10 protein-coding genes are annotated in these 13,301 nt (G+C 44.7%); 4 read left to right on the forward strand and 6 right to left on the reverse strand.

Annotation, left to right across the window (positions count from 1 at the left end; translation table 11 throughout):
- Positions 1-76 precede the first annotated feature (76 nt).
- Positions 77-2,968 carry a TonB-dependent receptor domain-containing protein gene (locus Q9312_RS00550; protein ID WP_309202577.1) on the forward strand — a complete coding sequence of 964 codons (2,892 nt, stop codon included), beginning with the start codon at positions 77-79 and terminating at the stop codon, positions 2,966-2,968.
- Positions 2,969-3,104: 136 nt separating this feature from the next.
- On the opposite strand, the gene Q9312_RS00555 is transcribed toward Q9312_RS00550, so the two are convergent.
- Complete coding sequence (locus tag Q9312_RS00555) at positions 3,105-3,686, reverse strand: hypothetical protein (protein ID WP_309202578.1); 582 nt, start codon at positions 3,684-3,686, stop codon at positions 3,105-3,107.
- A gap of 52 nt (positions 3,687-3,738) precedes the next feature.
- Here Q9312_RS00555 and Q9312_RS00560 point away from each other — a divergent pair, with 52 nt between their 5' ends.
- Positions 3,739-5,388: a serine protease gene (locus tag Q9312_RS00560; protein ID WP_309202579.1), complete on the forward strand. Its 1,650-nt coding sequence runs from the start codon at positions 3,739-3,741 to the stop codon at positions 5,386-5,388.
- Between the two features lie 141 nt (positions 5,389-5,529).
- Here the strand turns inward: Q9312_RS00560 and Q9312_RS00565 are convergent, their stop codons facing one another.
- A complete protein-coding gene (locus tag Q9312_RS00565) occupies positions 5,530-7,308 on the reverse strand; it encodes an acyl-CoA dehydrogenase C-terminal domain-containing protein (RefSeq protein ID WP_309202580.1) in 1,779 nt (592 codons plus the stop codon).
- A 105-nt stretch (positions 7,309-7,413) separates the two neighbouring features.
- On the reverse strand, positions 7,414-8,862 hold the full coding sequence (locus Q9312_RS00570; RefSeq protein ID WP_309202581.1) for a M48 family metalloprotease: 1,449 nt from the start codon (positions 8,860-8,862) through the stop codon (positions 7,414-7,416).
- 188 nt (positions 8,863-9,050) lie between these two features.
- Here Q9312_RS00570 and Q9312_RS00575 point away from each other — a divergent pair, with 188 nt between their 5' ends.
- A complete protein-coding gene (locus Q9312_RS00575) occupies positions 9,051-9,290 on the forward strand; it encodes a sulfurtransferase TusA family protein (RefSeq protein WP_309202582.1) in 240 nt (79 codons plus the stop codon).
- Positions 9,291-9,305: 15 nt separating this feature from the next.
- The gene (locus tag Q9312_RS00580; protein ID WP_309202583.1) at positions 9,306-10,394 is read left to right on the forward strand and encodes an AI-2E family transporter; all 1,089 of its coding nucleotides are present in this window, start codon (positions 9,306-9,308) and stop codon (positions 10,392-10,394) included.
- Between the two features lie 282 nt (positions 10,395-10,676).
- Here Q9312_RS00580 and Q9312_RS00585 read toward each other — a convergent pair whose 3' ends face one another.
- The 3 genes from Q9312_RS00585 to Q9312_RS00595 all read right to left on the reverse strand — a co-directional run bounded on the left by Q9312_RS00585 (position 10,677) and on the right by Q9312_RS00595 (position 13,240).
- The gene (locus Q9312_RS00585; protein ID WP_309202584.1) at positions 10,677-12,089 is read right to left on the reverse strand and encodes a PhoH family protein; all 1,413 of its coding nucleotides are present in this window, start codon (positions 12,087-12,089) and stop codon (positions 10,677-10,679) included.
- Positions 12,090-12,150: 61 nt separating this feature from the next.
- On the reverse strand, positions 12,151-12,621 hold the full coding sequence (gene bcp, locus Q9312_RS00590) for a thioredoxin-dependent thiol peroxidase (RefSeq protein ID WP_309202585.1): 471 nt from the start codon (positions 12,619-12,621) through the stop codon (positions 12,151-12,153).
- Between the two features lie 82 nt (positions 12,622-12,703).
- Positions 12,704-13,240: a glycine cleavage system transcriptional repressor gene (locus Q9312_RS00595; protein WP_309202586.1), complete on the reverse strand. Its 537-nt coding sequence runs from the start codon at positions 13,238-13,240 to the stop codon at positions 12,704-12,706.
- Between the last annotated feature and the right edge of the window lie 61 nt (positions 13,241-13,301).

Below are 13,301 nucleotides of genomic sequence, written 5' to 3' on the forward strand. Positions count from 1 at the left end.
CTAAGCCTTCAGACGAAGGGTGTTGTCTAGTAATGTATTAACTCTACAAAAACAAACAGAACAGGGAGTTAATCCTATGCTAAAAGAAAACCTGTTTAAGCTGAGTTTGATGGCTGTCGCTATGACCGGCGTTGTCGCCGTCAACGATGCTCAAGCTCAAGATGAAGCAGCTAAGGACGAGAAAGTCGTTATCACTGGTTCTCGTATCCGTCAATCACAGCTGGCAACAGCCTCTCCCGTCTTGACTCTCTCACGTGAAGATATTGAGAAAACTGGCTTAACGTCAGTCGCTGATGTTTTACAAAAAATGTCAGCTAGTGGTGCCGCGTTAAATACACGATTCAACAGCAGTGGTAACTTTGGTATGCCGTCTGATGGTGGTGGTGTTGGTGCAGGTGGTGCTGAAGTTGATTTACGTCACCTTGGCTCGCGCCGTGTACTTGTATTAGTTGATGGTCGTCGCTGGGTAAGCGGTGCATCGGCTAGTGGTGTTTCTGGCGCTGTGGATTTAAACACCGTGCCCTTAGCCATCGTCGAACGCATCGAGATTTTAGAAGATGGTGCGTCATCGATTTATGGTTCTGATGCCGTCGCGGGTGTCGTTAACGTCATCACTCGTAAAGACATCGATGGTTGGGAAATGAACGCCTCTTATGGTGGATTCGGCGATTTTGTTACCGGTATTGATGACGGTGACACCACCAGTATCGAATTTACCTTTGGTGCGGTCGGCGCTCGTCACAGTATTGTTAGCTCATTCAGTCATGTCGACCAAAACGTCGTCTTTTCAAAGAACCGTGATCTGGCCGACAGCCCAGTTGAAGGAACCGGAACCACTCGTGGAAGTTCTGCGACACCGACGGGTCGCTTTTTATATGATGATAATGGAACCACCGTTAATGTAACGCCAAATGATGGCGCGTCGGGGTTATTAAATTTCCCTACCGATTTTCATAACTTTACCGACGATGACCGCTTTAATTATGCGGCCTACAACTTGTACGTAACTCCGAGTCAACGTACTAATGTTTTTACTCGTGCGAAATACGACTTAACCAATACGGTGTCTTTCTTTGCACAAGCAATGTTTAACAACCGTAAGTCACAAAACCAAGCAGCGCCAGAGCCAATTTTTATTGGGCCCGAAGCTGGTACGGGTGGCATTGCTGATACGGTCAGTATTGATGTGACTAACCCTTACAACCCTTTCGGCGTGACGTTGGATGAAAATAATTTTATCTTTGCTGGTCGCCGTCCAATAGAAGCAGGTCCTCGCTCTTATTCTCAAGACGTTAACACCTATTTCTTCACCACGGGCTTCGAGGGGTCGTTCGATATAGGTGACAGTCCTTTTTATTGGGATGCGTCTATGTCTTGGGGTACTAACCGCGCGACTCAGTTGAAAACAGGCGCACTGAATGCCGCTAGAATTAAGCGAGCATTAGGGCCTTTGGCTGAATGTCAGGCCGATCCTTTGTGTGTTCCTTTAAATATATTTGGCGCCGGATCCATTACTCAAGATATGTTGGATTATATTTCTTTCACACAGAAAGATGTGAGTGAGAATAAAATTCAAATGTTCGCGGCCAACATAACGGGTGATCTTTTTGAAATGCCAGCGGGCTATGCAGGATTTGCTGCAGGCTATGAGCATCGCGTTCAAAATGGTTTCTTTGAGCCAGACGTTATTGCTGCAAGTGGAGAGAGCATGGGGATCCCAGCTAGCCCTACCCGCGGCGGTTACGATGTTGATGAATACTTCATCGAGGCAATGTTCCCATTAATGGCCGACTCTTCTGGAGCATCAATGCTTGAGTTGACAACGGCCGTACGTCGCTCTGAATACACGACGACGTCAGATGTTAGCTTTGATCAAACAACCACTAAATTTGGATTGTTATTCCGTCCAATGACAGAGTTAACGTTACGTGCCACGATGGCTGAAGGCTTCCGAGCACCGTCGATTGGAGAGTTCTTCAATACTGGAGCGCGAAACGATGCTACCTTAACCGATCCTTGTTTGAACTCAGCCAACGAAACTCGTTGTGAGCAAGTTTGGGGACCAATGGACTTTGTTGCGTTAGCAAACTTAGGACAAACGCAAATTTCGGTAGTGACCGGTGGTAACGACCAATTGAGCCCTGAAGAAACAGAAAGCAGCATGTTTGGTGCGGTTTATAGTCCTGATTGGTTCTCGGGTGACGACTTTATCGAACAGATGAACTTCGAGTTGTCGTTCTACGATCATCAAATTGACAATGCAATCGGCGCAGTGGATGCTCAATTGCAGTTGAATGAGTGTGTGGTCAATGGAAACGATGATTTCTGTAATGGTATTGCGCGGGCGAATGGCGTTGGTATCACTCGTTTTGACAACGGTTTACAAAACTTGAGTCGAATTGAAACGTCAGGCTCTGACTTTAAGTTAAGCATGATTTCTCAAGAGAGTGACTTAGGTCGGTTTAAGCTAACTTGGCGAAATACCTTCGTGAATGAATACACGCAAACGGTATTCGGACAGTCTAGTGGAGATCTTGATGGCATTGAGTTTGGTAGCAATCCTGACCGAGCGATTCCAGAATGGAAATACGACTTGACGTTAGACTGGGCAAAGAATGATTGGAGTGCGAGCACGACAATGCGATATTTGTCGAAAATTTACGAAAGCTGTTCTGATTTCCTAGATAACACGCCGAACAGTTTGGCTAATTTAGGTTTGTGTAGCAATCCGAACTTTTCAGACAACTCATTATCAACCAACATAATGGATGAAACTTACTACTTTGATGCGCAAGTGAGTTATGCGACTCAAATAGGAGGATTCAATTCAGTTATTTCTGTTGGTGCACGTAACTTGTTTGATCAAGATCCACCACGATGTACACAATGTGACTTGAATGGCTATCTGCCTGGTATTTACGATGCACAAGGTCGTTATTGGTACGTTAAGTTTTCTATGCGTCCATAATATTGTGTAAGGTCTAGAAAACTCGTAAAAAGAAAGGGAGCAGAGCTCCCTTTCTTTGCGCCAATATTTTGGATAAACGTTTGATACTTTATTAGTTTTTGGTGATGTTGCTACATTCGGTTGTTTTTCGGTTGAGTTACTTTACTCGCTTAACTTTGAGTCGAGTGTTGATGTCATCAAACCCGAGAAAGAAGGCTCCAAATGCTCCACGCTCTATAACGACTTTGGGGTCGGTCACTTTGTGATACAGCGAGCGGGAGCTAATGACTTCCCAAACTTGACCATTGTCTAATGTAATTTCCATGCCTTTCTTCCAACGCGAAAATTTGCCCACTATTTTAGCCTGCAAAGTATCACCATTCTCTTCCGCCATTTTATTTTCTAGGCCAAAGTAGTCTTCACGTTGAGATTGAGTGTCTTTTGTTGAAGCAACTTCGCTAGTTTTTACCGGTTGATTGGCGTCTGACTTGGGCAATGGCGCTGATGGTTCAGCGGGTTTTGCTGGTTGGGAAGCCGCAGTACTGTCAGGCACAACAGGAGTCGGTGCTTTCGGTAAGTCTGCTTTGGTTTTTTTCGCTTGGGTGGAGACCTTGAAGAATGCGTCGTAGCAAGCTAGTCGCTTCTCATCATTAGATACTTGAGTACAGTCTTCGGGACTGCCTGCGTAGGTCACGCTTGCAGTTACAGCGAATATCGCCGACACTAGACCTTTATGCATAGTTACCTCATAAAATTTGGGAAAAGCTCAGTCTATAGGAAGTAAGGTTCAGGTGTCTAGGCGTCGTAAATATTTCAACATTACCGAGTCATTCGCTCGCGTGTGCCGGCTGGCGGCATGGTTTTGTGCGCTCGGCATGACTGCATTTGCGGTAGCTTCTGCCTCAGCCGCATCGACCGTGACGTCCGTTATGCCGCCATCACAAGTGTATTTAGGGTACCAAAGCCCTTATGCGAATGGTCTGAAGGTTGTTTCTCAAAAATCCTGTAGCGGGGCACTGATCGGTGATATTTGGGTGCTGACAGCGGCGCACTGCACTGAGAATTTAGAAGACTTGAGAGTGGAAGTTCAAGCTGGCGATCATTCTCACGTCGTTGAGGTTAAAGCAATCTATCAACACCCTCGCTGGGACTCCAAGAGTTTAGATAATGACTTAGCCCTTGTGCAATTAGAGACGCCGCAGCCAGGGCCCTATTTTAACCTAGCGATGAACTTTTACGATGACGAGGTTTTCCTCACCGACCAAACATTTCGGCTGTTTAATCAGCGATTAGACGTAGGTCTTCAACCAACGCAGCATGATCGAGTTTATCGGCTACTTGATCAGAATGAATGCCTTTCAATGATTGAGCAGCAGTGGCGTTTACGCGATCGATTTTTTAAGTACATCGATTTGTCGAAAAGTAGTCTTTGCGCGGCCTCAGTTCAGCCGAACGAAAGTACTTGCTTCGGAGACAGCGGGGCACCTTTAGCTTATTATGATTACGGTCAATGGTCCGTCATAGGTATTAATAGTTGGTCGTTTGGGTGTGAAGGTTTTCCCAGTGTGCTGACTCGCGTTGATGATTACCGGCTCTGGATAAAGTCGCACCTCGAGCAGCTTTCAATGGTCGATAAGATTGACTTTGGAGCGACGCCAGAAGGCGTGCGATTAACTAAAAAAGTGAGCATATTGAACACGTCAAAAAGCGCTCAATTTATTTCGCTTCAGGTAACGGGGAGTTCAGCCGCTGGGGTCAGTCTTGACTTGGGCGATTGTTACTCTGAGCTTCAAGCGGGCGAGCTATGTTCTTTTACGGTTTCCGTGGTTGCTCCCAGTCATAAAGATTCGTTAGATGCGCAGATACAGGTGATGAACCAGTCTCAAGGCCAGGTGAAAATTGTTCCGGTTGCGGGAAAAGTGATTCCTAAAGTAGGTCAGTGGCATTCAGGTTCGCAAGTGACCTTAGACTGGTTTCAGTCGGGAAAACTTATGGTTAATGCTCAGGGAAATAACTCGGGGTTTCAGGTCTCTAGAATCAATGATGAGATAACGGATGACGAAGAGATGAGTCTGTTTGGTTTAGTTTATTATCAAGGTGAGCAAGCGTCGAAAAAGATACAACTCGAGTGTCGAGGAAGCGATTGCGAGCATTCTGATCTTTTACTGGGTGGTGAAGTGCTTCCCTATCGAACACTCAATAACGAATATCGTGTGTGGACGCTGGATCTGTTAGATAATCAACTCGTCGCCGTTTATTTTGTCACTGAAGTTAAGCGTGATGAAGTCATAGCTCTGAGCCTAAAGACTGAAAATGATGTGACCTCAAGCAAGGAAGGGGCTGGGAGCTTATTTGTACTCGGGGCATGGTTGCTCTTTCTACGTTTAGGTTTTGGTCGCGTGAGTTGGCGTCGTCGTCTGACAGTCGCGACTGAGAGGTGAGGAAGGGCAAGAATAATTTGTCTTCTTGCCCTTTATTTTCGTTCTGTAGCTTTTTTCTATAACGGTGCTCTGTTACGGTACTCTGTATCGGTGCCAAAAAAGTATCGGTGCCAAAAAATCTTTGGCTGAACGATTAACTTTCTAGAAAAGACGTTCGTCAATCTCCATTAAGTTATCGGCACCACTTTTGATGGCCGCAGCGTGTGTTTTTACTCGGGGTAAAATTCGCTGAAAATAAAATTGGCAAGTCGCCAGTTTACTTTTTGCCAAGTCTGAGTCTGCATCTTTATTCCGCGCAGCGTAGGCCAGTTGTAGCCAAATAAAGCCAAGGTAAATGTAGCCAGAGTACATGAGGTAGTCAAAGGCGGCTGCGCCCACTTCCTCGCGGTCTTTACCAGCTTTACGAGCGACGGTTAGTGTCAACATAAACCATTTTCGGATCAAGGTTTTCAAGTCACTGGCGAGAGGCTTGAGTTGTTTATCTTGCTGAGCATCTTTCAAAAAGTATTTCATTTTCTTCTGTATGCGTCGCAAGGTATGCAGCTTATCCATTAGGATTTTTCGACCGAGCAGGTCAAGTGCTTGAATGCCATTAGTACCTTCGTAAATTTGCGAGATCCGAACGTCACGGGCATATTGCTCCATTCCCCATTCGCTGATGTAACCGTGTCCACCCAGCACTTGCATTCCTAAGTTAGTTGCTTCATGGCCAGTTTCCGTCATAAACGCTTTGCAAATAGGGGTTAGAAAGCTGAGCTCTTTAAGCGCTTTCTCTTTGCGTTCTCCTTCAGCTTTAAGCTCTGTGTCGACTAAGGTCGCCGTGTAGTAAGCCAGAGCGCGATTGCCCTCGGCAAAGGCTTTTTGGGTGAGTAACATTCGTCTGACATCAGGGTGAACAATAATCGGGTCTGCGGCTTTGTCCGGTGCTTTAGCGCCAGATAATGCGCGCATTTGTAAGCGGTCTTTGGCATAGGCTAACGCACCTTGATAAGAACTCTCTGCCAATGCTTGACCTTGCTGTGCTGTGCCCAGACGAGCAGCGTTCATCATCGTGAACATATAGTTCAGACCTTTATTTGGCTCGCCAATTAATACGCCTTCGGCTTCGTCGAAATTTAATACAGCCGTGGCGGAGGCTTTGATACCCATTTTGTGTTCGATCGATCCGCAGAACACCGGGTTGCGTTGGTCGGTCACTCCATTGTCATCCACTTTAAATTTCGGCACGATGAATAATGAGATCCCACGAGTGCCTTCCGGAGCATCAGGGAGTCTCGCTAACACAAGATGAATGATGTTTTCGGTAAGATCGTGCTCACCTGCAGAGATAAAAATCTTTGTACCCGAAATGGCGTAGGTTCCATTCTCATTGGGTTCAGCTTTTGTTCGCAAAATACCTAAGTCAGAGCCACAGTGTGGTTCAGTCAAACACATGGTTCCGGTCCATTGGCCACTGACAAGGTTGGGTAAGTACAATTGTTTTTGTTCTTTGGAACCATGCGCATGTAAAGCCTCAATGACACCCTGGCTAAGCCCTGGGTACATTCCCCAAGACATATTTGCCGATGAGACCATTTCGCCGAGGACCGTCGAAAGTGAATAGGGTAGACCTTGGCCACCAAACTCAGGATCACTGGTTAGGGCTGGCCAGCCATTGTCGCAATATTGTTGGTAGGCCTCTTTAAATCCACTCGGAGTGGTGACTTCATGGCCATCGATTTGACAACCTTGTTCATCACCGCTTTGATTAATCGGAGCAAGGACTTCTTGAGAGAATTTCGCGCCTTCTTCTAAAATGGCGTTAATGAGCTCTTCGTCAGCGGCTTCTTCGAAACCGTACTTTTTGTAGTGCTCGGTTATCTTTAACCAGTCGTGGAGTAGAAATTGAATATCGTTAATAGGAGCTTGATAGTTTGCCATCGGTCTGACCTCGAATAATGCTTTTTCTTAACATAACTGGTCAGACCAATATGATCAAGTTATTCTGCGACAGAATGTACTAAAAATCTCGACACTTCTTAATCGCTAATGTCGGTTTCGTCGCTGTCTCAAGATTTGGTTAATCTGGTCTATTTTTGCCCGGATTCGGGTCGTTGCGTAAGGATCTTCCGTTGAACGGCCTAAGGCAATTTCGAACTGCGCTAGTGCTCCTTGTAAGTCACCGGTGGCGTACAAGTACTGTCCTTGCGACTCGTGTACCTCATTTAGATGACCTGACAGGCTCTGCGCTTCACTCAGGAGTTTAAACATTTGCGGTTCTTGAGCATCTTCATAGGCGTGTTCGAGCAGTAAAACTCGTGCCTTTTGTGGTTGTTCGTCAGCCATCAATAATTTGGCGTAGGTCATAATTAACGGGTAACTGGTCGGGGTAGTTTTTAACTCACTCTCTAAAAACGGCAATCCTTTAGCTGGCTGATTCGCCGCTAAATAAGCCTCAGCTAAACTGACCAAATAAATGAGGTTGCGTTGTCTTTGAAAGTAAAGTTGTTTCAGTATATCGATCGCTAACGCATTGTTTTGAACTTTTAGACTCAACATGGCCAATCGATAGTGCTGTAGTTCATCGTTCAACTGGTTATCTTGATAAAGGGCCTGCAGCTCTTTGTAATGAGAGTTTGCTTTTTTGTCTTCATTCACCGACAGTCTGGTTTTAATGAGTTGAAATTCGAGCGAGTCTACATTGGCTGGCTCAGGCATCGAGCGGGCTCGAGCTCGCGCGTCTGAAATTCGAGTTTGGTTAACTGGGTGAGTTCGCAAAAATTCTGGTGGTTGTCTTAAATAGCGAGTCGCTTGTTGCATTTTCTCAAAGAAACCAGCCACCGCGGCAGGATCAAATCCCGCTCGACTCATCGCTAATATTCCGATGCGATCGGCTTCTTTTTCATTTTCTCGGGTATGATTAATAATCGCTTGTTGAAGGCCTGCATTGGCGGTTGCCATCATACCTATGCCAGCTTCAGGGTTTTGACTCGCCACCAATATACCGCCGATGAATGACGCAAGCGCGGGGAAGCTCAGTTGTTGCATTCGTTCCATACGACGGGCTAAATGCCGTTGTGTAACGTGAGCGATTTCATGTCCTAAAACCGCGGCTAATTCACTTTCGGAGTCAGCCGCCGAAATTAACCCTGAGTGAGTGCCAATGTAACCGCCCGGTAACGCAAAAGCATTGAGCGTGGGATCTTGAATGATGAAAAAATAGAAGCGACGATCTTGAGCGTCTGGGTTTTGCTCGACCAACTTAAAACCAAGATGATTGATGTAATCAACGGCGAGAGGATCATGCACCAAAGGCAGATAACGGCGAATCCCCAAAATGTATTCATCACCAATGGCCTGTTCTTGGGTAACTGATAAAATTCTCGAGGTACTGCTTCCAAGCTCTGGAAGTGATGGGTTGGCGGCGAAGACTATGCCTGATGCCGCGATGGCGGATACAGCCAGATTTCTCAGAGCTCGCAAAGACAATGACATAAAATTGCTCATACTGTTTTGATAATGATTGGAATCGAAACGCAAAAGAAAGTTCCCTAATTGACTAAACTCAGAAATACCTCACGTTTTGCTATTAAACCATAGCTTTTTAAATCGCTAGGGAGAGTTTACAATGGTTTACATTACCATGTTGTAAACGTAATGAGAACTGAATAAGGTGTAGCAACGTGCTCAGCGACTGTCGAGAGTTAACCTGTCCATGGCTATTGGTCAAGGTAAAGCAGCAGTTATCTAAGCTACCGGCTGGTAGCAAACTTGAAGTCTGGGCGAGTGATCCCTCTTTTCTGAGTGATATTCAAAAGCTTGCTCAAAAAGGCAGCATTGAAGTAATTAACAACGTAGCAAAAGAGCAGTTTTATATTGTTGAAATTCAAAATCGATGTGATTATCCATTCACTAGCAACTAACGGCATACATCCACTATGACCAAACTGTTTATTCGATGGTTTAAGCGCAACTTCTCAGATCCACAGGCGGTCGTTCTGTTGATGATTCTGTTGGGCGGCTTTTTACTGATTTACACCTTGTCCGATATTTTAGCGCCTGTGTTTGTCGCTATTGTATTGGCTTACCTTTTAGATTGGATTGTTCATTTGTTAAGTCGCAAAGGCATTCCGCGAAGGTGGGGAGTGGTGATGGTTTTCAGTGGCTTTGTCACGGTTACTTTGTTGCTCACTTTGGGTGTTATTCCGCTGATTTGGCAACAACTCGAAACGCTTGTGGTCGATGCGCCTAATATGATGAATAAAGTGAAAACGACATTAGACGCTTTACCTGAGCAATACCCTAATTTTATTAGTGCACAACAAGTGAATGAACTTTATCACTCGTTAGGTGAGAAAATGGGGAGCTTTGGACAACTCGTTGTATCGCTTTCTTTAAGTTCTTTGTTAAATGCCGCTGCTTTACTGGTTTACGCTATTCTTGTGCCTTTGATGTTGTTTTTCTTTCTGAAAGATAAGCACCAAATTATTCAGTGGTTTCTGCGTTGGTTGCCCGCTGAACGCTATCTAGCCAATCGAGTATGGGTAGAGGTGAATGCTCAAATCGGCAATTATATACGTGGAAAAGTGTTGGAGATTTTTATCGTTGGCGCTTGTAGTTTTGTGTTTTTCAGTTTTATAGGTCTTCGCTATTCGTTGCTGCTTGGTGTGCTGGTAGGATTTTCAGTATTAATTCCTTATATCGGAGCGGCAGTTGTCACCATACCGGTAGCGCTAGTAGGCTATTTTCAATGGGGATTTGAGAGTCAGTTTTTCTGGTTATTGTTTGGTTACGGAGTCATTCAAGCTCTTGATGGTAATGCGCTCGTTCCCTTCTTATTTTCTGAGGCGGTGAATTTACATCCCGTCGCCATTATTATTGCCGTGCTCTTCTTTGGTGGGGTTTGGGGATTCTGGGGAGTATTCTTTGCCATTCCATTGGCCACACTGGTGAAAGCGGTGATCAGTGCTTGGGATGAAGTTAAAACGAACGATGATGACGAAAGCGAAATTATTGCAGAGTCTTAACCAACCATCACAATCAAAGCTTTCTTACGACGGAGCTAAGATTTAATTATCAAGTCTTAATTATCGAGATTTGAACGAAAGAAACGGATGGTAAAAAGTAAGTTTAAACCTTTAAGATGAAGTATAAAAAAGAGTCAAGGATGTTTGTCCTAGACTCTTTTTTATTGGTGCGTTTTATTGTTGATGCGCTTTTTTATAGATGCACTTAGTTTATTAACACCCTGCTTAGCACGTCCCAAGGTTTAACTCTTCGTTGTTAACGTCTTCTCTTTTATGAGTAGACTACAGTTCATCCGATGCGAAGTCGGCTAATCGAGAGCGCTCGCCTCGTTGCAGTGTAATGTGGCCTGAGTGTTCCCACTTTTTAAAACGATCCACCACGTAGGTCAAACCTGAACTGGTATCCGTTAAGTAGGGCGTATCTATTTGCGCCACATTCCCCAAGCAGATGACTTTGGTTCCTGGTCCGGCTCGAGTAATTAAGGTTTTCATTTGTTTAGAGGTTAAATTTTGAGCCTCATCGATGATCACTATCTTGTTTAAAAAGGTCCGGCCACGCATAAAGTTAAGTGAGCGAACTTTTAACCACTTTCGTAAAATGTCTTGGGTCGCCTGCTGGCTCCAGTCGTCTTCCGCTGAGCCAGGCGCAAGCACTTCTAAGTTGTCCATTAATGCACCCATCCAAGGCGTCATTTTCTCTTCTTCAGTTCCGGGTAAAAAGCCAATGTCTTCACCAACGGAAATCGTTACTCGGGTAACGACGACTTCTTTATACAGCTTTTGTTCTATGGTTTGTTCCAGTGCCGCGGCCAGCGCGAGTAAGGTTTTTCCTGTACCAGCAGGGCCTTGTAATGAAACAAAGTCGACGTCAGGATCCATGAGTAAATTTAAAGCATAACTTTGCTCTCTATTGCGAGCGGTAATGCCCCAAACATTATGGTTTTGTTGTCGAAAGTCACGGGCTAGTTCGATGGTCGCTTCTTCATTTTCAATGGTTCTAACGATGGCTTCAAAGCCATCGCCGTTAGTCGTGTAAAGGAACATATTGGGTGCCCACTTTTGAACGAGTGGGCCACTGACTTTATAAAAAGTACGTCCTTCTTCTAACCAAGAGTCCATTTCACGACTGTGGGTTTCCCAAAAGTCATCAGGTAACTCCTGAGTTCCAGTAAATAGGTTTTCTATTTCATCGAGCACTTTGTCGTTGAAATAGTCCTCGGTGTGAACGCCGATGATTTTTGCTTTAATACGAAGATTGATATCTTTAGAAACTAAAGTGACTTGACGCTCCGGATAGCGGTCGGTAAGTCGTAGAGCAATATTTAAAATCGTGTTATCGACTTTGGTTCCCGGTAACGATGTCGGCAATGAGTCGGCATGTTCGCGCATTTGAAAGAAGATTCGTCCTTGACGAGTCTTTTCATCGTTGGCGTAAGGTGTATCACTAAGAGGGATACCTTGCTCTATTTCTTCGGCGGTTGCACCGTTCATTATTTCGTCTAAATAGCGACTCACTTGGCGAACATTTCGGGCAACTTCTGAAACTCCCTTCTTGCCGTTGTCGAGTTCTTCTAACACGACCATGGGAAGGTAGATGTCGTGTTCGGCGAAGCGGAACAATGCACTGGGATCATGCATGAGTACATTCGTATCAAGTACAAAAATTCTTTTGCCTTTGAACTTGCGTCTTGCCATAGCGGTGCCCCTTTAACTAAACGAAAGTAACTGGGTAGCAAGCGCTGAAAGTTAATTGCTCTTATAAGGAAGCAACGACTTCAAGCACTTCGTCGACATGATTTTTGACTTTTACTTTTCGCCATTCATGTACGAGCTTACCGGATTCATCAATCACAAAAGTGCTTCTTTCGATTCCCATATACTCTCGACCATAGAGTTTCTTTAGCTTAATCACGTCGAAACTTTGGCACATGGACTCATCTTCGTCAGATAACAAATCGAAAGGAAACCCTTGTTTTTCTTTGAATCGTTCGTGTGACTTTATGGAGTCTCGAGAGACACCAAGAATGTCGCAGTTGTGTTTCTGAAACTTCTTGTAGGCTGCTTTAAAGTCTTGACCTTCGGTTGTGCAACCGGGAGTTGCGTCTTTTGGGTAAAAGTAAATGACTAGCTTTTTACCTTTGAAGTCTTTTAAGGAGAGAGTTTGTTCACCCGTTGCTGGGCGTTTGAAGTTTGGGGCTTTTTTGCCAATTAACGGTGCATTTGCCAATGCTTGGCCTCCGCATAGATTTTAGTTTTTTCAGACTGTTCATTAAAATCTACGCCATTCTAAAAGAGCTTGCAAGGAGTGATTAACAGTTTTTTAGTAATGTTATTTCTGCTTGCAGATTTTGTTCCGAACAAAACTGTTCGAATTTTAATCTAATGTCATCGGGTGATTGTTCATCACTCAAAGAAACCGTTAGTTTTACTTCACCAGAATATTGGTCGCTTTGTGGTGAGAGTAATGTTCGGCAATTGAGTTCTTCGATGTTGATGGTATTTTGAGCAAAGAATTCGGTTATGTTTTTAATGATGGTGCGGTCAGAAATGTTCGAAAAGGTGACGCGGTAAGGCGTCATTTTAGGTTGATTGATAGGTTTGTCGGATCGCTTGATCATAGTTAACATACCAAGTTGTTGAGCTTTCACCGGAAGTTGGTGCTCAAGCTTAGTCAGTGCGTTCCATGGACCGGTCACTTCCATTATCACGGCAAACTCTTTACTCATAACCGTCATGTGACTTTCTGAAATGGTTGCGCCAAAGCTTTGTACCAATTGAACAATATCATTGGTCATGCCTGGTCGATTTGGAGCGATTGCTGAGACGATTAATTGTGCACTCATCATTTAATCCTGATTTTGAGATGCGCGGCAGTTTAATGGTTTACATCTCATTTGTCAGCAGGCG

Source organism: Pleionea litopenaei, assembly GCF_031198435.1.
Classification (GTDB): Bacteria; Pseudomonadota; Gammaproteobacteria; order Enterobacterales; family Kangiellaceae; genus Pleionea; species Pleionea litopenaei.

Excerpts from the sequence above, each read along its gene's own strand:
- Q9312_RS00585 (WP_309202584.1), bottom strand. The coding sequence starts at position 12,089 with ATGGCAAGACGCAAGTTCAAAGGCAAAAGAATTTTTGTACTTGATACG.
- Q9312_RS00595 (WP_309202586.1), bottom strand. The coding sequence starts at position 13,240 with ATGATGAGTGCACAATTAATCGTCTCAGCAATCGCTCCAAATCGACCA.
- Q9312_RS00580 (WP_309202583.1), top strand. The coding sequence starts at position 9,306 with ATGACCAAACTGTTTATTCGATGGTTTAAGCGCAACTTCTCAGATCCA.
- Q9312_RS00555 (WP_309202578.1), bottom strand. The coding sequence starts at position 3,686 with ATGCATAAAGGTCTAGTGTCGGCGATATTCGCTGTAACTGCAAGCGTG.
- Q9312_RS00570 (WP_309202581.1), bottom strand. The coding sequence starts at position 8,862 with ATGTCATTGTCTTTGCGAGCTCTGAGAAATCTGGCTGTATCCGCCATC.
- Q9312_RS00550 (WP_309202577.1), top strand. The coding sequence starts at position 77 with ATGCTAAAAGAAAACCTGTTTAAGCTGAGTTTGATGGCTGTCGCTATG.
- Q9312_RS00565 (WP_309202580.1), bottom strand. The coding sequence starts at position 7,308 with ATGGCAAACTATCAAGCTCCTATTAACGATATTCAATTTCTACTCCAC.